At 46.2% G+C, this 21,929-nt stretch carries 16 protein-coding genes and 1 tRNA gene; 2 read left to right on the forward strand and 15 right to left on the reverse strand.

Annotated features, from left to right (window positions below; translation table 11 throughout):
* Positions 1–404: 404 nt before the first annotated feature.
* From abc-f to leuB, 11 genes are all read right to left on the reverse strand, one after another.
* Entirely contained in the window at positions 405–2,291 is a 1,887-nt protein-coding gene (gene abc-f, locus AC4G47_RS21580; protein WP_491102581.1) for a ribosomal protection-like ABC-F family protein, read from the reverse strand.
* 513 nt (positions 2,292–2,804) lie between these two features.
* Positions 2,805–2,875: transfer RNA gene (locus tag AC4G47_RS21585), tRNA-Gly, on the reverse strand.
* Positions 2,876–3,035: 160 nt separating this feature from the next.
* On the reverse strand, positions 3,036–5,159 hold the full coding sequence (locus AC4G47_RS21590; protein WP_491102582.1) for a bifunctional diguanylate cyclase/phosphodiesterase: 2,124 nt from the start codon (positions 5,157–5,159) through the stop codon (positions 3,036–3,038).
* A 289-nt stretch (positions 5,160–5,448) separates the two neighbouring features.
* The gene (locus AC4G47_RS21595; protein WP_491102584.1) at positions 5,449–6,405 is read right to left on the reverse strand and encodes an aldolase catalytic domain-containing protein; all 957 of its coding nucleotides are present in this window, start codon (positions 6,403–6,405) and stop codon (positions 5,449–5,451) included.
* Between the two features lie 83 nt (positions 6,406–6,488).
* Positions 6,489–7,802 carry a DUF4129 domain-containing protein gene (locus tag AC4G47_RS21600; protein WP_491102585.1) on the reverse strand — a complete coding sequence of 438 codons (1,314 nt, stop codon included), beginning with the start codon at positions 7,800–7,802 and terminating at the stop codon, positions 6,489–6,491.
* Positions 7,799–8,914 carry a DUF58 domain-containing protein gene (locus tag AC4G47_RS21605; RefSeq protein WP_458126045.1) on the reverse strand — a complete coding sequence of 372 codons (1,116 nt, stop codon included), beginning with the start codon at positions 8,912–8,914 and terminating at the stop codon, positions 7,799–7,801. Before AC4G47_RS21605 ends, AC4G47_RS21600 begins: the two co-directional genes overlap by 4 nt.
* Before the next feature lie 4 nt (positions 8,915–8,918).
* Positions 8,919–9,884, reverse strand: coding sequence for an AAA family ATPase (locus tag AC4G47_RS21610; protein WP_458126044.1), 966 nt, complete (start codon positions 9,882–9,884; stop codon positions 8,919–8,921).
* A 122-nt stretch (positions 9,885–10,006) separates the two neighbouring features.
* On the reverse strand, positions 10,007–11,113 hold the full coding sequence (locus tag AC4G47_RS21615) for an ATP-binding protein (RefSeq protein ID WP_458126043.1): 1,107 nt from the start codon (positions 11,111–11,113) through the stop codon (positions 10,007–10,009).
* A gap of 449 nt (positions 11,114–11,562) precedes the next feature.
* Positions 11,563–11,979 carry a hypothetical protein gene (locus tag AC4G47_RS21620; RefSeq protein WP_017689649.1) on the reverse strand — a complete coding sequence of 139 codons (417 nt, stop codon included), beginning with the start codon at positions 11,977–11,979 and terminating at the stop codon, positions 11,563–11,565.
* Between the two features lie 356 nt (positions 11,980–12,335).
* Entirely contained in the window at positions 12,336–12,875 is a 540-nt protein-coding gene (locus tag AC4G47_RS21625) for a peroxiredoxin (RefSeq protein ID WP_036610146.1), read from the reverse strand.
* Between the two features lie 277 nt (positions 12,876–13,152).
* On the reverse strand, positions 13,153–14,238 hold the full coding sequence (gene leuB, locus AC4G47_RS21630; protein ID WP_133384120.1) for a 3-isopropylmalate dehydrogenase: 1,086 nt from the start codon (positions 14,236–14,238) through the stop codon (positions 13,153–13,155).
* Between the two features lie 232 nt (positions 14,239–14,470).
* On the opposite strand from leuB, the gene AC4G47_RS21635 reads away from it, so the two are divergent.
* Positions 14,471–15,451: an aldo/keto reductase gene (locus AC4G47_RS21635; RefSeq protein ID WP_133384119.1), complete on the forward strand. Its 981-nt coding sequence runs from the start codon at positions 14,471–14,473 to the stop codon at positions 15,449–15,451.
* Between the two features lie 256 nt (positions 15,452–15,707).
* Here AC4G47_RS21635 and AC4G47_RS21640 read toward each other — a convergent pair whose 3' ends face one another.
* The 4 genes from AC4G47_RS21640 to ilvB all read right to left on the reverse strand — a co-directional run bounded on the left by AC4G47_RS21640 (position 15,708) and on the right by ilvB (position 20,881).
* On the reverse strand, positions 15,708–17,249 hold the full coding sequence (locus AC4G47_RS21640) for a 2-isopropylmalate synthase (protein WP_458126040.1): 1,542 nt from the start codon (positions 17,247–17,249) through the stop codon (positions 15,708–15,710).
* Positions 17,250–17,389: 140 nt separating this feature from the next.
* Positions 17,390–18,382 (reverse strand): ketol-acid reductoisomerase, encoded by a 993-nt coding sequence (ilvC, locus tag AC4G47_RS21645; protein WP_036669754.1) that lies wholly within the window; start codon positions 18,380–18,382, stop codon positions 17,390–17,392.
* 268 nt (positions 18,383–18,650) lie between these two features.
* The gene (gene ilvN, locus AC4G47_RS21650; protein ID WP_024628317.1) at positions 18,651–19,133 is read right to left on the reverse strand and encodes an acetolactate synthase small subunit; all 483 of its coding nucleotides are present in this window, start codon (positions 19,131–19,133) and stop codon (positions 18,651–18,653) included.
* Positions 19,130–20,881 (reverse strand): biosynthetic-type acetolactate synthase large subunit, encoded by a 1,752-nt coding sequence (gene ilvB, locus AC4G47_RS21655; protein ID WP_458126039.1) that lies wholly within the window; start codon positions 20,879–20,881, stop codon positions 19,130–19,132. Before ilvB ends, ilvN begins: the two co-directional genes overlap by 4 nt.
* 602 nt (positions 20,882–21,483) lie before the next feature.
* Here ilvB and AC4G47_RS21660 point away from each other — a divergent pair.
* Positions 21,484–21,927, forward strand: a complete 444-nt coding sequence (locus AC4G47_RS21660; RefSeq protein WP_491106758.1) for a GNAT family N-acetyltransferase — start codon at positions 21,484–21,486, stop codon at positions 21,925–21,927.
* Positions 21,928–21,929 lie beyond the last annotated feature (2 nt).

Consider the following 21,929-nt stretch of genomic DNA (forward strand, 5'->3'; position numbering starts at 1 on the left):
CACAAACAGGTTCAGGGAACCGCTTCGGAGTGAATTTCAGCAGCCTTGTTCTACAGAAACGCTCTCAATCTACGGCGCTTCCTCCCTGTACAGAGGCACTGCTTACTTATCTCCATCATCACGTTTACTTGTTAGTTATACCTACTAGAGGTTGTTCAAAAAGTCCGCTTTTGATTACGAATGATGCCTAGCGGCATCATCAGCTTCGAATATGGCATTCAGCCGAAATGTCCGTGTCTCACGTAGTTCTCCTACGCTCCGCTACTCCATTTCTATCTTCATCCCATCTTCTTGGTACTGAAAACCGATCTTTTTGAACACTTACCTGTATCGATGTAATCATCGATGATCGTTCATAATTATATGCAAAATAGATCGAAATAGCAAGTCGTCCATGTTCTATTTTATGCTTCCACCTTATCTTTCAATTCTCTCAAGCGCCGCTGGATTTCTCGAATCTCCGCTGCCTCGGCTGCTCGTTCATTCGCATGTTCAGGCAGTGTCAGACTGTCTTTTCCAGCAGTACTCACAGGAGATAGCAATTCAGATAATCGCATTTCGAGTCGCAATCGCTCGTCATCGGATTCCCGGGTCTCCAGCGCCATTTCCCGGAGTTTGCTGGACTGCTCCCAATCGGATACACCCCCTTCAAACAGGGTTGCTGTGCCTCCAGCCTCCAGATCGCACAATCGATTCGCGAGTGTCTTCGTTAGCATCCGGTCATGGGATACAAGCACCAAAGCACCTGACGCCTGTTTCAATACATTCTCCATGACTTCCTGGGTATCGATGTCTAGGTAATTGGTTGGTTCATCCAGCACCAGCAGATTGGCTCCGCCAAAGTATAGCCTTAGAAATGCCACTCTGCACTTTTCCCCCATGCTCAAATCCCTGATCCGCTTGAATACATCATCCCTGGAAAAGAGAAAACATCCCAGAATGGTCCGTGCCGCACTTTGTGTCATGGATGGAAGGGTAAGCAAGCTATCCAGAAGCGTCTGATTCTCGGGAAGCCCTTCCAGTTCCTGTGAAAAGTAACCAATTCTCAGCTGTGGATGCCGTGTTACCTTGCCTTGCGAAGGTTCCAGCTCACCAATCATCAACTTCAGCAGTGTCGTCTTGCCCGTTCCATTAGGGCCCCGTACAGCAAGCCGATCTCCGCGTTCCACAGTAATTCGAAGATCACGCAGCAGTGGCTGGTTACGTGTATACGAAAAACTCACCTCTTCCAGCGCAAGCAGCTGACGTGCAGCCAGTGTGCTCATCTGTAGTTCCATGTTCAACTTGGTAGCTTCACGAGGTTTATCCACCCGTTCCTTTTCCAAACGCTCCAACTGTTTTTGTTTTGCATGGTAACGAGAAATATTTTTGTTGGCTTTGGCTTTGTAAAAGCTCTGGGTGATCTTCACCTCTACATCGGTCGCTGAGTTATGCGCTTTATGGAACCATTCCTGATAATTTCGAATCGTCTCTTCCAGCGCCTTACGTTCCAACTCCTGCCTGCGGTAGATCGTTTCCTGTTCCCGTAATTCACGCTCTTTGTGGATCTTGTAGTCGGAGTATCCACCTTTGTATTTGGTCAGAGCCTCTGCACTGAACTCAATGACTCCTGTGGCTACCTGATCAATAAACGTACGATCGTGAGATACAAATAACAGCGTACCTTCATATGAGGACAACCACTCTTCAAGCCAGCGCATGCTTCCCTCATCCAGATGATTCGTCGGTTCATCCAGTATCAGGAATTTGGGCTTGCTGACAAGCAGACCCGCCAAACGGGCCTTTGTTTTTTGCCCACCGCTTAAGGAATGATAGGGTCTGTTCCAATGTTCTGCGGACAATCCAAGGCGTGTCAGCACCTTCTCTACTTCGGTCTCCCACATATAACCGTTCAACTGTTCATATTGCTCCGTCACTTGCGTATAGGCTGCAAGCAGCTCATCATCAGCCTCACTGCTGATGCTCAAGCGTTGTTCCAGTTCCTCCAGTTCCCGTTTCACTTCATAGATCTGACCGCTCTCACGTCGGACCGCATCAAGTACATTCATCCCTATCTCAATCTCCGAGCGCTGACGCATGAACCCCCATTCCTGCTGAGGAATATGACGTTCAATCCGTCCACTACCATGCTCTTCACCCAAAATGATACGTAACAACGTTGTCTTGCCGCATCCGTTGCGACCCAGAATGGCGAGCCGCTCGCCCTCATTAATCTCCAGATTCAATCTTGTAAATAATTCTTTGCCGTTCCACTCTTTTGATACTTCATGTAAGCGTACCAATGTCATCATGAGGCCTCATCCTTCCTGCATCCTTTTTGCTGAACAAAAAAAACCGCTGGCATCAGCCGGCGGTTTGGCAATTCAGGGTTGGATCAAGCATTCAAAGACAGAACTAGGGTAAGCTACGGCATGAACAAAGAAACCCCAAATACAGGGTACACGTAAACCTCAAAGGCTTACTGGTTCCACACCTGATCCCATAGCTGAATTTGGACACACGAATCCCCTCATTGCTCAGCCGCTCTGGCTGACTGCGTTATAAAACCGTCTGCAGTTAACTGGGGTTCAATTCATGTGTTTTACTTCATGGGACGTATGGTTACCTCTCATTCATGTGTAGCATCAATTTCTCCGTTATTGTACCAGATTATTGTAAAAAAGCAAAGGTTATATAATCAGAACTAATAAATCCATACACTGGTCACTCCGATGCCCGACAATCTTCTGATCGCTATTACACCCAGATTCTTTTAGGACAAAAAAAAGCCCCTGCATCGCAAGGGCTTTGGTACTGCTTAATGAAGCGGGTGATGGGAATCGAACCCACGCTATTAGCTTGGAAGGCTAAAGTTCTACCATTGAACTACACCCGCATGAATGACGATTTAATGTTAATTTCCATTAGGAAGTTAACAGTGATTTTACAAAGAATAATATACCATGAACCTCTACAGCATGCAAGTCGTATTTACCATTTTTTTCATTACGCATCCATATTAAAAAGCAGGAGCACTCACGCGCCCCCACTGCTCGCTATCCTGTGGGTTTATCCACATCTCTTAAAAACTGCTTTTCAAAATCAGCCGCCTCAATTGGTTTACTGAAGAAATACCCCTGAGCCTCATGACAATGTTGATTGCGTAGAAAGACCATCTGATCTTCGTTCTCCACGCCCTCAGCCGTCACTTTCAGATGTAAATGATGCGCCATTGAAGTAATGGTAGATACGATCGCAGCGTTATTGCTGTCCTCCATGACTTCATTAACGAACGAACGGTCAATCTTGAGCCGATCAATCGGCAGGTCCTTCAGATAATGCAACGAGCTGTACCCCGTTCCAAAATCATCAATACTGATATGCACACCAATTTCTTTAATTTTACGCAACTGCTCAAATGCCCGATCTTTATCAAATGTCATACTCTCCGTGATCTCCAGTTCTAGCCATACAGGCTCAAGCCCTGTCTCCTTGAGAATGCCATTGATATTGTCCAATAGATGAGAATGCCTGAACTGTCTCATGGACAGATTCACCGAAACACACAGTTTACGATAACCGGCTTCCTGCCATTGCTTGTTCTGCGCACACGCTTCACGAAGTACCCATTCGCCAAGCGGCACAATCAGCCCACTTTCTTCTGCCAGGGGAATGAATTCTGCCGGAGATACCAAGCCCCGCTGCGGGTGCTGCCAGCGTACCAGTGCTTCCATACCAACAATCAACCCACTTTGCAGATTAACCTGCGGCTGATAAACCAAATAGAATTGACCTCGATCCAACGCCTTACGCAGATCGTTCTCGAGCTGCAAACGTTCCTGGGCCTTCATCTGCATCGTATGTGCAAAACGATTCAATTCCATACCCTGTTCCTTGGCACTATGAAGAGCCGTATCTGCATTCTGGATTATCTCCTGTGGAGACTCACCATCATGAGGGAAAATCGCCATGCCGATTCCAAGCGTAAGGTGGTACTCATTGCCGTCAACCAAGATCGGCTTCTCAAAAAGCTGCAGAATCGATCTCGTCCGCCGCAACGCTGTATCGGTTGTACTGAACTCTGTCATCGTTATTGCAAATTCATCTCTTCCCAAGCCGAATACTTCTTCCCCTGGAAGTGATGAATGTTTCAGACGTTGACCTACCTGGTGCAGAACCCGATTGGCCGCTTGCTGTCCGAGCGAATCATTAATGGTCTTGAAGCGATTAATATTCAGGACCAGCATACCGACAAGCTGCTCCTGTACCACGGCATCATCCATCATCATTTTTAAGCGCTGCGAAAGGCGACGACGGTTTGGAAGTCCCGTTACATCATCATGATGAGCAATATAGTTCATCTTGGCTTCTGCAATCTGCTGTTGCAGGAACGGCGTATCCACTACGGACGTGTACAGCCCTTTTTGGATGAAGAAATAGGCCATACAGTTACTGAGCAATCCGAATAGTAGATTGAGATCGTCCAACCCTGTTGCGGAAACAAAATAACATTCCCCAAAGAAGAAACACAGGATGCCACATAGAATCAATGGCAAATCACCATCTCTGGTTTTTTTCCACTGGACAAACAAAATAACGGCAATAATGCCATACAGCAATCCGACCATAAAATGAACCCGGGTGAAAAATCCACCTAACACTTCACCCTCAAGTATGTGGGGCAACATGCTCCATTCCTGAATAGCCAAGGTGTATAAAATAACAAAGGTACCTAATGTCCCACTGAACAGTAAAAATTTGCGTGGTAATGCAATTTCCTTCTCATTTAAGGTATACACGAGCAGCAGACCTACTGAACATACCAAAGATCCCATGGTTGACATCATCAAGGAGAACTCTGATTCCATCATTGCTCCGTTGGGAATCTCTTCTGCAAAAGACACAATATGAACCAGTTCAAATAGACCTATTAATAAAAAGAGCGTTGTCAGCAACACCCTCCGAAGTGTCAATTTCTGTGTCCGAAACAACCAGCATTGGTTATAAATGCCGATACAAGCCGCTACTGCAGCGAATCCACCCAAGAGTGTCAAAACCGGGTAACCCGATATGATCAGATCAGAGCTGGAAGAACGAAACCATTGACTTGCGAGGAAACACAATAAGCCACATACAGCGACCCAACCTATTTTTCTCTGATCTTGCAGATTAACCTTCATGCCGTGTTTTCCTTCCCGGGGTCACCTATCCTGAATTACATAACCAAACTTGTCAAATCTGCTACACAATTCGACAAAAAACATATTTACCAACGTTCAATTCACATGTATACACATGCTATCTGGTACATAATAACATTTAATTCTGTATACGTGAACTAAAAAATAGTTACTCCTAGGAATATTTATTCATAAAAATGGACAAAAACAAGGCATTAAGAACTAAAAAAACATGGATCTCCAGGTGGAGTCCATGTTTCCCTAGTTTGCAACTGTATTTAAGACTATATTACTTATCGAAATTCACTTCAGGTGTTGTTAATTTATCATAGAAATCAACAACCTTGTCCTTGTTTTCCGATGAACGAAGCGCCATGGCCGAACGCGGATGCTCGTCCAATGCCCCTGTAATCATGTAAGGAAGTATGTAGCCCCATTCTTCTTTTTCTCTGAGCGGTACCATCAACTGTTCCAGTACACCGAGTACTGGGCGCAGATTGTATTTCGTACCTTTCAGATGAGCTACGAGCAATTCCGTTGGGCAGTTACCTGCCGCACGTCCCATACCATACACAGAAGCATCAAGCAGTTCAACTCCCAGTTCAGCCGCAACCAAAGTGTTTGAGAACGCCAGTTGCATGTTGTTATGGGTGTGAACGCCAAGACGCTTGTTAGGCAAGTGGGTCTTGAACTTCTCTACCAGGTATTTCACATCATTATGGTCCAGACTTCCGTAGGAATCTACAATGTAGACAACATCCACAGCGCTTTCTTTGATCAATTCAAATGCTTCCAGCAACTCATTCTCCATAACATTGGAGAGCGCCATAATATTAAGTGTTGTTTCATATCCACGATCATGGAATGTTTGAACCAATGCAAGTGCCTTGTCTACATCTTTGCTGTAGCACGCAACCCGGATCAGATCCAGCATACTCTCACTGCGAGGCAAGATATCATTCTCGTCCACACGTCCTACGTCAACCAGTGCAGACAGTTTGGTATTGCCCTTTTGAGGAATAACTTTACGCAGGAAATCATCGTTCAGGAAACGCCATGGTCCTGCTTCCTCGGCACCTTTAAGCAATTTCGGAGAGTTTTTATATCCAATTTCCATATAATCAACGCCAGCTTCATTCAATCCAGCATACAACTGTTGAACAAAGTCCACGCTAAAGTCCCAATTATTCACCAATCCGCCATCACGGATCGTACAATCTACAATTTTGCAATGATTTGTCTTCATTAATGTCTGCTCCTTTTCTGACCAACTTGTGTATTCCTCTCATGATACTTGAACGTGACAAGAAAAGTAAAGGGATTCCGGGCTTATTTACTTCGATAAGATTTCCAGATTCGATCAATCTCAACCATATCGTTGCCGTCAGGAGCTTTCTCTCCATAACGAACGGCATTATACGTATCTGGCAGTCTCTTGGACAGCTCATCTTCTTCCGGCTTCACACCATTCTGAATAATGGTCTGTGCAGCCTCCAGCGGAGTCTGCGTCCCCTGTATTCCCACGCCTCGGTGAGCAGCCCTGTCCATCCATGTCCGGTAGTAATATCGGATACGTTCAGCATCCTGTACTGGTGGCGCTTCTTTCTTCCGAAACCAAGGTTCTCGGACTTTTGCCGGTGCCTCAAGTGTCTCACTGACATCCATATATTCCGTCCGTGGTTCTGCCTTCTTTTCACCGGGTTGTAATATCCCCTTGAATCGATCCATAAGTCTGTTTATCGCCTTCTGTCCCAACCGGAGAAGCAGCCACAGGATTGCTCCTGCTACAGCACACATCACTACCCATCCGAGAATGTTCCAGAAGACCGAGGGCTCGGAAGGTGGCTCTCTCCATTCCTGCGGTATATTTAACGGCTGATTAGGGTCGTCCATGGGTAGTCGTGGCTCCTCACTGGAAATCGGGCCAAACCATCCCCGAATCCATGCGAGCAAACGGTCGCGTAGCGGTCTCAACCACGCAGCCAAACTTGGGAAAGCACCGATGGCGACGATGACAATAAACATCCACATGAAGCGCTGATGATTCGCACGCGCAAAATCGCGCAGTACTAATCTTCGCTTGCCGTCATTGAGTATTGCCCGGTCCAGTTGTAGCATATATCGTCCAACCAGCCAGAAGGCAAAGCTGATCACTCCTGCAATATAGATCCATATCGTGTAGGCTTGCAATGGCTGCATGAATTGCAACTGGTCCGAAGCAACCGTAAGCACGATCGCACTGATTATCCCTATAATCTGCAAGCGCCATAACAAAACAGAATGAAAGGCTGGCTCGAAGGTCAGACCTGCATAAACCGAGATGACTCCACACAGTGCCAGTGTGAGGATATTCGGCAACGGGAGAATGAGGCTCATCCCAATAAAGAGTGCGAAGAGAAGTCCTATGACGAGTGCCGTTACTCCACGAATGAATGTACTTTTCTCACGATAACCCGGAATTTTATGCTGAATGAATTGTCCCAACCAACCCGCGAGAACAACCAGGATGAATAATGTGTACGGCAAATGTTCCATTGTGTAGAATGAAGCGAGCGTAAATATTGGAAAAAGGTATATGCCCGCCACCATGACAGCCAGCATCGCTATGAGCGCCTTGATAGTCGCTGTATGTCTGTCCCTCATGCACTCACCGCCTTCGTATCGCCCTTCATGTCCTCTACGGGCAGAATCGTCACGCGATGTCCTTGTTCGTGCAGACGTGCAATCTCGTGCTCCATAGCGGCAGATACATAGGATGTAATCAACAGATAGCTGCGGATTTGCTGCGCTTCTTCATTCAGACGTACTTCATCATTCAGGAATTGCTCCATCGGCACCATACATTTCAACTCTGTCTCTGCCATAGCCTCCAGTAGCCTCTCCAGATGAGGTGTACCATAATCCGGCTCAATTCGAAGTGCATCCCGACCTCCACCCACATGATAACCATTATGGGCGAAGCCTGCAGGCAACCCTCTTCCGATGGCATCCACTGCAGCCGTGGCCGCGTAACGAAGTGCCCGTTCAATCTTTTCCGGACGAGTGACCACACTCCACATATCTGCCGACTCCTGAATGTTGACTACAATCCAGGATTGCGGATCTGCTGTCCATCCTTGCTTGTAGACTTGTAATTCACCCGTACGTGCGCTCGCCTTCCAGTGAATGCGATTCATGGGGTCACCTGCACCGTAGGGACGAACACCCAGAATCAGGAACGGATCTTCGACGATCCATCGCGACACTTCCACTTCCCCCTGCCACACTTGATAGATCGCCGGAAGATCCTCTGTATTCATTAATGAAGGATACACGACCATGGACATATGCAAAGGAATCGGTTTGGTGGAGCGCCACACGCCAAAGAGATCTCCCCCTGTCATGCTTGCTGTATTGAGTGGATAGATCCCACGCTGGGTACATACAAACGGATGCTTGCGTGTAATACGAGTAAAAGGTTTCAGTGTAAAAATGCTCTTATGATTCTGATAAATCTCGCCTTGGCTAATATCCATACCCGAGCCGGAACGAAATACAAACGACACAGGCATCATCGATTCAAGTCTGAGCCACGGTACGGAGACTCGTTTTTCATTCGATATCGTCTCCACCATCTCAAGTTCATCTCCAGCGTAACAACGCAGCTTGCTGAATTGTCTGCTGTACTTGAGCTTTCGTAGTGCAGGTCGTCCGAACCATACACCGTGTATGCCAACGACAATGCCTCCAACAAGGACAAGCCATAATAATGCCATAAGACTAGCGCCCGCTTGTAGCGAGGTTCTCTGTGGGTACTTCTATCTGATTCAGAAGCTCCTGAATGATACGCTCCGCCAAGCCCTCTTGTTGTCTGACCCGGTTACGGAATACAAGTCGGTGGGCCAGCACAGGTTCCGCCAGAACTTTAATATCATCCGGCAAAACAAAATCTCTGCCATGCAGTGCAGCCCAGGCTTGACTTGCCTTGAGTAATGCCTGAGCTCCTCGTGGACTTACACCAAGCGAGAGCTCCGGATGTTGCCTTGTCGCTTCGGTTAACTGAATGATATATCGTAGCAAATCTTCGTTGATTTGAACTGTTTTATACATATCCTGTGCCTTCAAAAGTTCTTCACGACTGATCACAGCCGACAGATCGTCAACAGAGCGGCTTGCCACCGTGCGTCTCAGAATTTCTACACTCTCTTCACTGCTTGGATAACCCATACGAATTTTCATCATAAAACGATCCATCTGTGCCTCAGGTAGCGGAAAAGTTCCCTGGTTATCTACGGGATTCTGAGTGGCTATAACGATAAATGGCCGTTCCAGCTGTCGCGTTGAACCATCGATACTGATCTGACGCTCTTCCATGCACTCCAGCAAGCTTGATTGCGTACGCGGCGTAGCCCGGTTAATTTCATCGGCCAATACAAGATTGGCGAACAATGGGCCAGGTCGGAATTCAAAATCTCCATCCTTTTGATTAAAGAAATGAATACCTGTCAAATCAGATGGAAGCAAGTCCGGTGTAAACTGTATACGCTGGAATGTACAGTCCAATGAAGAGGCTACCGATTTGGCAAGCATCGTTTTTCCGGTACCTGGCACATCCTCCAGCAGCACATGTCCTGACGCTATGATCGCTGTCATGACCAGCTCTATGGTATGCTCTTTCCCCACAATGACTTTTCCCACATGATTCATCAATTGTTGATTCATTTGTTCCATTCCTTGGATATCCATCGCATTCCCATCCTTCCGTTAATGGAGCTTATGTATTCGCATTCATAACTAACTATAACCTTAATTGCCAACAAAAAACAAAGGAATCGGCCATTTGCCGACTCCTTTACTCATCATTATTCTCAAAAAACCAAGGGTAACATAATCTTAAACCGTGTACCTTCGCTTTTTTTGCTATCTACCGAGATGGTACCTCCGTGGTTCTTAATAATGCGATAACTCACCGAGAGTCCGAGTCCTGTTCCGCTCTCCTTGGTCGTAAAGAATGGATCAAACAGACGCACAAGCGTGTTATGGTCCATCCCATGACCATTATCGGCGATGGAGATCTCCACGAACTTGTTTTCCGTGGAAGTTGATATTCGAATCAGACCGGTATGTTCTTCGCCAACTTCTTCAATAGCATCCATTGCATTTTTCACCATATTCAAAATAACCTGCTTAATCTGTTTGACATCAATGGACACATTCAGTGGGGCATCCCCTTCATCCAGCGTAATCTCGCATCCCTTCATCAACCCTTCGCTCTCTGTTAACAAGACCACTTCTTTGAGCAAAGAGTCAACGGACATGACCGTCTTCTGTGGTGCTGACGGTTTGGAAGAATTCAAAAATTCGTAGATGATATCATTTGCTCGATCAATCTCCGTCAGTATGATGCGTGCGTACTCATCTTTGCCAAGCTGCAGCAGATGGGGCCGCAGCAACTGAATGAACCCGCGGATTGCTGTCAACGGATTACGAATTTCATGAGCAATAGACGCTGAAATGCGCCCCAGCATCGCAAGTTTGTCATTTTGATAAGCGGTCTGCTCAATCTGTTTATAATCAGATACATCCTTGACACTAAACAAGAAGTCACCATCCATCTGATCACCGTACGTCACAGTAACCAGCCAATGCCTTCCATATTCATCAATCAACTCATGATAGCGCTTACGATGAAAGATGGTTTCCCGATAGATACGTAAAATTTTCTTTTTCTTGAATCGGCTCATCTGTGGATGATGTAGCATTTGCATCAGGGTGCAGCCGCTGAGCAAACTTCTCGGAAGCTCCAATAACTTTGCCATCTGAACGTTAATAAACGTCAATACACCGTGACTGTCAAACAACATAATACCGCTATCCAGATGCTCCAGTACATTCTCATACTTGTTGTTATCCAGATGTACAGGCGGGAATCCATCCGTTGATTGAGGCACTGTATCCTGAAATTCACTAATCATGTCAGGTTCCTCCTTTTCACGTAAATGATAAACTTGCCATTCGGACATCATATCATCACAGAAACAGGAAGGGCCGATTTTATTGTTCATTACCGGTGCCCTTTCGTTGGGGGGCTGAGCCGAAAATATGGATGGCATGTCCGGAACTCAAGCTGGTCTATTCCCGGTAACCAACAGTTGATCCGGAAAATCACATACGTTTGTTCCATTCTGACCTTCTCCTATTCCCAAACACGAACATTTATTTGCTCCGCCTCTTTTGCAAGTCTGTTTTTATCATAGACAAGTTTATAGAAGGGAGTCAATCGGAGAAAGTGTCGAATGGACATTATTTTAAAAAAAACCTCGAATTAGTTTCGAAAGAAAGCACAAAAACGAAGCCGATTCACCCGACAGGCAATTTCAGCTTCGTTTATATTATCTTTACTTTTTGATATATCCGAGATCATCTATAGTCCGGTCTTATTATGCTGAATTTTCAGTCTGCGCTGACTCATCACAGCTAATCGACGTTTAAGTTCGCTTTCCCACTTCTCGTCTTTTGTTTCTTTTGCGAGCCTGAGCAAATCCAGAGCCATATCAATCTGGCGCTGCACAATGACCATTGCATCCTCACTCTCACGGTTTACACAGTTTTCGAAGATAGCATCCTCGTCTTCTGTTACATAATCCTGAAAATCGATCTCGGATGCACCGTCTCCATGCGCATATTCAGCGAGAATTTCATATTCATTTTCCACTTTATAATGCACCTCAACCCGGTGACACACCGGGCAAAACAGCAGGGGAACATTATGAACCTGGGTGCGGTAATGCTTCAGCGTGCCCTTCGTTCCAACCATACTTGCCCCACAACAGTAACTCATTTTTGTTCACCCTCCTTATTCGTGCCGGGACTTTTTTGTTAAACATTCAATCCCGTACACTTCCAGCACTTCCGAAAAGGAATAGTTCCATCAGTGTATCACATTCATGTACAGATTATAAATGCAGAGCACCGGAATATTTACCGGGTTTCCATACCCTATTCGCCTTGAAGGCCATCAATTCCTCTTTCAACAGATAAAAAGAAGACTTTCTTTTATTACATCATTAACACGTTCAGCCGCTTGTTCAAACACTTTTGATTAACTTCGTGATAACTTCCGGCAAAAGGGTGCAAAAAGCCCTCAATCCCTAACGGGATGAGGGCTTGAACAAAAACCGTTCAAGTTGACTTGGCTTACAGGTTAGTGTCGCCTGGTTTCCAGTTCATTGCACACAATCCGCCGGATTGCAGTGCTTGCAGTACACGAAGTGTTTCTTCAACACTACGGCCTACATCGTTGTGGTTAACCACTTGATATTTCAGTTCGCCTTCTGGATCGATGATGAACAGACCGCGCAATGCTACGCCTTCTTCTTCGATCAGAACGCCGTAATCTTTAGCCACTTGCTTCGTGATATCGGAAGCCAGTGGGAAGTTCAATTGACCCAGACCATTGCTGTCTACAGGTGTGTTGATCCATGCTTTGTGGCTGTGTACGGAGTCTACACTCACGCCAAGGATTTCCGTATCCAAAGCTTTGAATTGCTCAGAAGCAACGCTCAAAGCTGTAATTTCAGTTGGGCACACAAATGTGAAGTCCAAAGGATAAAAGAAGAATACGAGCCATTTACCACGATAATCGGACAGTTTAACGGAACCAAAGTCTTGTCCGTCTCCCGATACTGTTTCCATTGCGAAATCCGGTGCTGGTCTACCTACCAAACGTTCTGCCATAACTAAAAATTCCTCCTTTGGGATTATGTAAGCATCCATATGGATTGCTCATCATCAAGAAAAACGCGAACGCTTTTCCTGTAATTAAAATGTTTTGATACTTGATAACAAGTACAAGTAAAATGTTATCATCCGGACTTCCCAAAGTCAAGATTATAAACATTATTTTTTTATAATCATTATAAATAAGGATTTTTCGTGCCAAAATCATAAAGGAACAGCCCTCTGTACATTCCATAATTGGAAACAAAGGGCTGCCATGTTGTTGGTAATATAATTACGCCTGTTTCTGAATAGCAGCGACGATCAAATCGCCCATTTCAGTTGTGCTGATCGCTGTGCTCTTGTCTACAGCAATATCACTCGTGCGGTGTCCTGCGTTCAACACATCAGACACAGCTGCTTCAATGGCATCCGCACCTTCTGCATAACCAAAGGTTGTACGGAACATCAGCGCCAGCGAGAGAATCGTTGCAATCGGATTGGCTAATCCTTGACCTGCGATATCCGGTGCAGAACCGTGTACCGGCTCATAGAGTCCGAAGCTGCCCTCTCCCAGTGATGCAGATGCGAGCATGCCGATGGAACCCGTCAGCATTGCAGCTTCATCACTCAAGATATCCCCAAACATGTTTTCCGTTACGATGACATCGAAGCTGGATGGACGACGCAACAATTGCATCGCGCAGTTGTCCACAAGCACATGCTCCAGTTCAACATCCGGATAATCCGGTGCTACCCGGTTTACAACTTCACGCCAGAGACGGGATGTTTCCAATACGTTAGCTTTGTCTACAGAAGCCAGTTTTTTGCGACGTCCTTGCGCAATTTCGAACGCCTGACGAACGATCCGCTCCACTTCTGTAACATTATATGCGCACGTATCTACTGCCTCTTCGCCCTGTGCACTTTCACGTCTGAACTTCTCTCCGAAGTAGATACCACCTGTCAACTCACGTACCACCATCAGATCTGTACCTTCAAGGACTTCAGGCTTCAGAGTTGAAGCATCCTTCAAGCAATCAAATACGACAGCTGGACGAAGGTTGGAGAACAATCCGAGCGCTTTGCGAATACCCAGCAGGCCCGTTTCCGGACGAAGCTCCTTGCTGTTGTTATCCCATTTTGGACCGCCAACCGCTCCAAGCAGGACGGCATCTGCACTTTTACATACTGTCAGCGTTTCTTCAGGAAGAGGTGTACCCTTCTCATCAATCGCGATTCCACCGAACAGCGCATGCTCTGTCTCAAAACGATAACCGAATACTTCCTCTGTACGTTTAAGAACTTTCTCAGCCTCAGCTACGACTTCAGGACCGATTCCGTCACCTGCAATAACTGCAATTTTTTTCACGTCTGCCATGGGTTGTCCACTCCTTATATTTCATTCATTAATTATTCATAAAGTAACGTCTCATATTAACTCTCTCTTTTGTATCATATTCCAAGGTCATTTGACCAAGATATACAATCTATGACTTTAATAGATTTTACCTATAAGCTAATAGAGAATAGCATTGCCAAGTTGTTCTGACCTCCCGACTGGGGTAAAATATAGCTGAATTCAAATCAGGTACGCAGGAGGGATAAGCAACATGCAATATTCGTATTTGGGTAAATCAGGCCTTAAGGTCAGCCGAATCTGTCTCGGTACCATGAATTTTGGGCCTGCTACAGATGAGAAAGAGGCTTTCCGCATTATGGACGCAGCACTCGATGCAGGTGTGAACTTTTTTGATACCGCTAACATCTACGGCTGGGGTGAGAATTCCGGGCTTACCGAAGAAATTATCGGACGCTGGTTCAATCAGGGGGGTGGCAGACGTGAAAAAGTAGTTCTGGCCACCAAAGTCTATGGCTCCATGCACGATGATACAGACGGCCCCAACAACGAAGCCGGCCTTTCTGCATACAAAATCAGACGTCATCTGGAAGGTTCCCTCCGCCGCTTGCAGACGGATCATATCGAGCTGTACCAGATGCACCATGTGGACCCTGCCATATCGTGGAACGAGCTGTGGGGCGCATTCGAGAACGCCGTTCACCAGGGTAAAATCGGTTATGTAGGGTCAAGCAACTTTGCTGCATGGCAGATTGCAATTGCACAAAGCGAAGCCAAGAATCGCCATTTCCTCGGCCTGGTATCCGAACAACATAAATATAGTCTCAACTGCCGTTTACCTGAGCTGGAAGTGCTGCCTGCCGCCAAAGAACTGGGCCTCGGTGTCATTCCATGGAGTCCACTAGATGGTGGGTTACTGGGACGTAATGCGCTTCAGAAGCTGGAAGGAACACGCAGCGGAGGCATCGCTGGGCGGATCGAGCAACAGCAGACTCAACTTGAAGACTTTGCCGCTCTCTGTCGTGATCTCGGCGAACCACAGGATACGGTAGCTTTGGCCTGGGTTGCTGCCAATCCGGCAGTAACTGCCCCGATTATCGGACCGCGTACACTGGAGCAGTTTGAAACCGCACTCAAATGTCTGGATGTGACTCTGGATGAGGCCGTGCTCAAACGTCTGGATGAGATTTTCCCGGGTCCAGGTGGACATGCACCTAATGCTTACGCATGGTAACAGCTTAAATGGCATAAGCCAATGCAATAGAAACCATATACAACATGCACTGTTTTTACTGTCATAATTATATAAATAAAAGCAAAAAGAGTCTGACCCTCACAAGAGAGTCAGACTCTTTACATATCTCACTGAACGGAGTAAAGAAAGCCGAACGACCTTCTATATCCATTCAGATTAAGACAGATCACTCTAACGGCTTAAATGAGTTCCAACTCCCAGTTCAATAAAGAGTTCGTGCTTGCTGCACCGGAATCTACAGGTTCACATTTACACGATTCGTGTATGTTTTACGCTTCTCAATCAATTGATTCAGTCCGTCCACATAGGCACGTGCACTTGCACCCAGTATATCCGTACTCACACCACGTCCTTGTACCGAAACCTGATTTTGAGTCAGCACAACATGTACCTCACCCAATGCATCCTTACCATGCGTTACCGATTTGATGGAATAGTCAGACAACGTTACGTCTTCCCCACTCACCTGGTCAATCGCATTGTAGATTGCATCTACCGATCCATTACCCTCTGCTTGCTTCTCAACCGTATCCCCGTCAAGCATCGCAATGCGGACTTTGGCTGTTGGTACCGCTTCATCACCGTACGTAACAAAGATCGATTCCAGTTTATACACCTCAGGTGCATCCTGCAATTTCTCTTCAATGACTGCGAGCAGATCTTCGTCAGTAACTTCCTTCTTCTTATCAGCCAATTCTTTGAACTGAGCGAAAGCACGATTCAACGCTTCTTCTTCCAGCTCATATCCCAGATCAATCAAACGCTCACGGAAGGCATGACGACCGGAATGTTTACCTAATACGAGCTTACTTTCCTTCAAACCGATGGACTCTGGAGTCATGATCTCGTACGTTGTTTTTTCCTTCAGCATGCCGTCCTGATGAATTCCGGATTCATGTGCGAAGGCGTTCGCTCCAACAATGGCTTTGTTGCCGGGCACAACCATACCTGTCAAACGGCTAACGAGACGACTGGTCCGTGCAATTTCTGACAACTGCAGAGATGTCTTCGCCTGGAAAAATTCCTGACGCGTCTCCAGTGCCATGGCAATCTCCTCGATCGCCGTGTTGCCTGCACGTTCACCGATGCCATTGATCGTTCCTTCGATCTGATCGGCTCCGTTCAGAATCGCTGCAAGTGTATTGGCTGTCGCCATACCTAGGTCATTATGACAGTGGGCACTTAGCTGTACCTTTTCAATACCGTGAACATTCTCCTTGAGATGTTTGAAAATGTTTCCGTATTCATATGGACTCAGGTAGCCAACTGTATCCGGAATATTCACAACGGCTGCACCCTCTTCAACAGCCATATTCACCATTTCCACGAGGAAATCATACTCCGTACGACCTGCATCCTCCAGCGAGAATTCAATCTTTGAAAATGTTTTCTTCGCATAACGAATCGCGGAACGAGCCGTATCCAGTACTTGCCCTTTATCCATACGCAATTTATGTTGGCGGTGAATAGGCGAAGTTGCCAGGAAAACGTGAATGCATGGGTCCTGTGCACCTTTAAGAGCTTCCTTAACCGCATCGATATCTTGCTCTCTGGAACGGGACAAGCCAATTACGGTCACATTTTTGACCGCTTTTGCTACTGCATTGACAGCGGCCAGGTCACCTGGAGATGCCGCCGGGAAACCAGCTTCCATCCGGTCAATGCCAAGCCGCTCGAGCTGATGGGCAATTTCCACCTTTTCACGCGTGTTCAGATTGACTCCCGGGGATTGCTCTCCATCACGCAGCGTTGTGTCAAATACATAGATTTTACGCACGCTTCGCACCTCCTGTACTTGTAATATAATGTTTCTCTGAACCAGCAATAGCGGCTCACGCATAAGCACGGCCGCTATTCCCAGTTAAAGCTCTAAGTTTACTTGAATACCTTATAAGTGCATGTTCTAAAAGTTAATGCTTACTTCTTGATCCAGTGCATCATCTCACGCAATTGTCCGCCAACCACTTCGATTGGGTGTTCAGCTTCGTTACGACGAGTTGCTGTCAAGAATGCACGTCCGGATTGGTTCTCCAGAATGAAGTCGCGTGCGAATTTACCTTGTTGGATATCCGTCAGGACTTCTTTCATTGCTTTCTTCGTATCTTCAGTTACAACGCGAGGTCCAGTTACATAGTCACCGTACTCAGCTGTGTTACTGATGGAATCACGCATACTTGAAAGTCCGCCTTCATACATCATGTCAACGATCAGCTTCAGTTCGTGCAGACATTCGAAGTATGCCATTTCAGGAGCGTAACCCGCTTCTGTCAATGTTTCGAATCCAGCTTTTACCAAAGCACTTACACCACCACACAGAACAGCTTGCTCACCGAACAGATCTGTTTCTGTTTCTTCACGGAAGGAAGTTTCGATAACCCCTGCGCGAGTACAACCGATACCTTTTGCATAAGCCAAACCGATTTCTTTCGCTTTACCTGTTGCATCTTGCTCAATCGCGATCAGGCCCGGTACACCAAAACCTTCTACATAAGTACGACGTACCATGTGACCAGGGGACTTAGGAGCTACCAGCAATACATCGCTGTTTTTTGGAGCAACGATTTGACCGAAATGAACGTTGAAACCGTGTGAGAAGAGCAATGCAGCGCCTTCTTTCAGGTTTGGTTCGATTTCGTTCTTGTATACAGAAGCTTGAGTTTCGTCAGGGAGCAAGATTTGAACTACATCTGCGCGGCTTGTTGCTTCAGCCGGGGACAGAACTTCAAATCCGTCATTTTTTGCAGTGTCGAAGGATTTACCTTCACGAAGTCCGATGACTACGTTCAATCCGCTATCACGAAGGTTTTGAGCTTGGGCGTGGCCCTGGCTACCATAACCGATTACCGCGATCGTTTTTCCTTTCAATACGTTAAGCTCTGCATCCTGTTCATAATAAGTAGTTACTGGCATGTTTATAAGTCCTCCTTTGTATTGTAAAGAACCCTTCATTAATGAGCGGGTGTCTCAATGGACCGGCTCGCTTGAAGTATTGAAAGCGTCTCTGGTCTGATCCGATCCGATCCGTTCAGACACCCGCCCATTAATGCGGGAGTGTGGCTATCTTTTCAAGCGTTACATCACTAAAATGTTACCTTATAACTGTTAAGGGACTGACACTCTCACATAAGATCAACTGTATATGTTAGCTAACCGTCGCCCCTTTTTATTCATTATAGCCTTATACGTTCCCGCGTACCAATGCTGTTATGCCTGTACGGGACAATTCACGAATGCCGTATGGCTTGAGCAATTCAATCATCGCATCAATTTTGTCCGTATCTCCGACCACCTGCACAATCAGGCTGCCTGGACCAACATCTACAACGGATGCGCGGAAAGTTTCCACCACACCCAGAATTTCAGGACGCTCGGAAGGCTCTGCTTTCACTTTGATCAACGCGAGTTCACGGGCTACCATCGGTTTCAGGCTGAAATCAACCACTTTAATGACATCGATGATTTTGTACAATTGTTTCTCAATCTGCTCCAGCGTTTTATCGTCACCAATAGTCACAATAACCATCCGGGAGAGTCCGGGTTCTTCCGATTGACCCACTGTAATACTCTCAATGTTAAATCCGCGTCGACCGAACAACCCTGATACCCGCTGAAGGACGCCTGGCTGATCGTTAACCAATATTGAAATCGTATGTCTAATCATTCCTCAGCATCCCCCATCAGCATTTGATCAATTGTTGCTCCCTGTGGAACCATTGGATACACATTCTCTTCCTTGCGTACCACGAATTCTACAACGACTGGTCCTGGTGTATCCAGAGCTTCCTGCCAAGCCCGCGCCGCTTCTTCTTTATTCGTTGCACGTAATCCTTTCACACCATATGCTTCAGCCAGTTTTACAAAATCCGGACTTCCTGCCAGATCAATGTGACTGTAACGGTTCTCATAGATGAGTTCCTGCCATTGGCGAACCATTCCAAGTACCTGATTGTTTATGATAACAATTTTTACCGGTATATTGTTAATGGCACAGATCGCGAGTTCTTGGGAACACATCTGCATTCCGCCATCACCGTTAATGGAGATAACGAGTCTGTCCGGATTGGCCATCTGAGCACCAATTGCAGAAGGGAATCCAAAGCCCATCGTTCCGAGACCACCCGAAGTTACCCATGAACGTGGTTGATTAAACTTATAATATTGTGCTGCCCACATCTGATGTTGTCCCACATCCGTCGTCACAATCGCTTCACCTTTGGTTGTATCATTCAGCATTTCAACAACCCACTGAGGTTTCAGCACTTCGTCTGAATCCGTATAGCTGTAAGGCTTCTCTTGTTTCCACTGTTTGATCTGGTCTCTCCATGCATCTGCACGCTCTGCACGCTTAACTTCTTTGTTGGCTATCTCCAGCACAGTCTTCACATCACCAACAATTGGAATATCCGTTGCGATGTTTTTACCAATCTCTGCCGGATCAATATCGATATGAACGATTTTGGCATGTGGAGCGAATCCGTCCAGCTTACCTGTTACCCGATCATCGAATCGTGCGCCGATATTAATCAGCAGATCCGACTGTTGGATGGCCAGGTTGGATGTGTATGTTCCGTGCATTCCTGGCATCCCTGTCCATAGTTCATGCCCACTTGGGAATGCACCAAGACCCAGAAGGGTTGTCGTAATTGGAATGCCTGTCTTCTCAACAAACTCAAACAGTTCTTCATGTCCCCCCGAGTATACCACACCGCCACCGGCCAGAATCATTGGACGTTCTGCTTCCTGAATGGCCTGAGCTAAACGGTCAACCTGCAGTTTGTTTGGTACAGTCCGTGGATTGTACCCTCTTAATGTAACAGGTTCAGTACTCGGTTCAAACAAGGTTTTGTTGGCTGATACATCCTTCGGAATGTCGATCAGTACAGGACCTTTACGACCAGTATTCGCAATGTGGAATGCCTCATGAATGATACTCGACAAATCCTTAACATCTTTTACCAGATAGCTGTGTTTGGTGATCGGCATTGTAATACCGGTAATATCAGCTTCCTGGAAAGCATCCGAGCCGATCAGGCTGGAATTAACATTTCCCGTAATAACAACCAGTGGCACAGAATCCATATACGCTGTTGCAATACCGGTAACCAGATTCGTTGCTCCTGGTCCGGAGGTAGCGATACATACACCCACTTTTCCGCTTGCCCGTGCATATCCGTCAGCCGCGTGAATTGCACCTTGTTCGTGACGGGTTAAGACGTGCTTAAAGTCCTCGAAACCATACATTGCATCGTAAATGTACAACACTGCGCCGCCCGGGTAACCAAATACACAATCTACACCTTCAAGCAACAAGCTTCTCAGCAGAATTTCTGATCCGCTAATGACCTCCGGCTTCATCCATTTTTCACGTAATTCATCTGTTGACCGTACTTCTGGAATTTGAGCTCCCATCAGTCATCCTCCTCTCGGAATTTACATCATTCTGACATTTAAAGTTACAAAAAAAACCTTCCATCCCTGCAAACAAGTTCATGCTTGCGAGGGACGAAAGGTTATCGCTTCCGTGGTACCACCCAACTTTGTCCGAAATTTCGCAATAACGGACCTTACCAGGTACAACAAAACGATAGCTCAAACGAACATAGTCGTTTCCCATACCTGTTGTCTGTAACGCAGACATACGATTTTCCCTAATACGCGAAAGGAGTGACATCCAGTGCTTTTCAGGAAAACAGCTCCGAGGTGAGCTCGTATATAAGGGATAATGGTGGTGGTTTCAGCAATTCCAGCCACTCTCTGAGCAAAAGAGCCCTTAAAACTTCGTCCTCTTCATAGCCGATGAAATATTCTCGTTAAATGTTAGGAACATTATATGATTCCTCCAACCGATAAGTCAATACCTGTTTTGCATAAAAATTCAGAGAGCCTTCCATCATGCCTCTTCAGCCTTTAACGTTGCCCTAATCCTTGTGCTTCATTCAGTCACCTTTTATCTTGCTTCGGGCATAGAATATACGAGCAGCACGACTGGTCCTGAAAGGAGGCTCCGCATGGTGATTCGGCAACGCACATCCAAGCTGGATGATGGCGCCATCATGAAGCTGATTGACACTCAACTTGTTCCTTTATCTCATATGAGTGAAAAAGAAATTAATAAAATCCGCAAAGAAATACCCCTGCGAATGAACAGGGGCATGACCTTTGTTGTCTCGCCGGAGCCAGACAAAGCTGCTGTCGCATTCATCCATTTTCTCATGCATGGTGAACTGCTCTATGTCGATATGATGGCCGTTAGTCCGAAAGAGCAACGCAAACGTTACGGGCAGACTTTGCTGCTCAAAGCAGAGAGCTTTGCTGCATCTCGGGGTTGTAGAAGATCGAAAGTGATGGTGGATGAAGGCAATACCAAAGGGCTTCAGTTTTATCAAAAAAATGGGTATAGTGCGATTCGATACATTATGGTAAGTCGCTGCTACGAAATGGAAAAAACATTATAGAA

Source organism: Paenibacillus sp. Negev47 (assembly GCF_058313655.1).

Bases quoted from the DNA above. Each gene is read 5' to 3' on its own strand.
- ilvN (WP_024628317.1), bottom strand. From the start codon at position 19,133: ATGATTAGACATACGATTTCAATATTGGTTAACGATCAGCCAGGCGTC.
- ilvB (WP_458126039.1), bottom strand. From the start codon at position 20,881: ATGGGAGCTCAAATTCCAGAAGTACGGTCAACAGATGAATTACGTGAA.
- AC4G47_RS21610 (WP_458126044.1), bottom strand. From the start codon at position 9,884: ATGGATATCCAAGGAATGGAACAAATGAATCAACAATTGATGAATCAT.
- AC4G47_RS21605 (WP_458126045.1), bottom strand. From the start codon at position 8,914: ATGGCATTATTATGGCTTGTCCTTGTTGGAGGCATTGTCGTTGGCATA.
- AC4G47_RS21625 (WP_036610146.1), bottom strand. From the start codon at position 12,875: ATGGCAGAACGTTTGGTAGGTAGACCAGCACCGGATTTCGCAATGGAA.
- AC4G47_RS21595 (WP_491102584.1), bottom strand. From the start codon at position 6,405: ATGAAGACAAATCATTGCAAAATTGTAGATTGTACGATCCGTGATGGC.
- AC4G47_RS21615 (WP_458126043.1), bottom strand. From the start codon at position 11,113: ATGATTAGTGAATTTCAGGATACAGTGCCTCAATCAACGGATGGATTC.
- AC4G47_RS21590 (WP_491102582.1), bottom strand. From the start codon at position 5,159: ATGAAGGTTAATCTGCAAGATCAGAGAAAAATAGGTTGGGTCGCTGTA.
- AC4G47_RS21620 (WP_017689649.1), bottom strand. From the start codon at position 11,979: ATGAGTTACTGTTGTGGGGCAAGTATGGTTGGAACGAAGGGCACGCTG.
- AC4G47_RS21600 (WP_491102585.1), bottom strand. From the start codon at position 7,802: ATGAGGGACAGACATACAGCGACTATCAAGGCGCTCATAGCGATGCTG.
- leuB (WP_133384120.1), bottom strand. From the start codon at position 14,238: ATGGCAGACGTGAAAAAAATTGCAGTTATTGCAGGTGACGGAATCGGT.
- AC4G47_RS21635 (WP_133384119.1), top strand. From the start codon at position 14,471: ATGCAATATTCGTATTTGGGTAAATCAGGCCTTAAGGTCAGCCGAATC.
- ilvC (WP_036669754.1), bottom strand. From the start codon at position 18,382: ATGCCAGTAACTACTTATTATGAACAGGATGCAGAGCTTAACGTATTG.
- abc-f (WP_491102581.1), bottom strand. From the start codon at position 2,291: ATGATGACATTGGTACGCTTACATGAAGTATCAAAAGAGTGGAACGGC.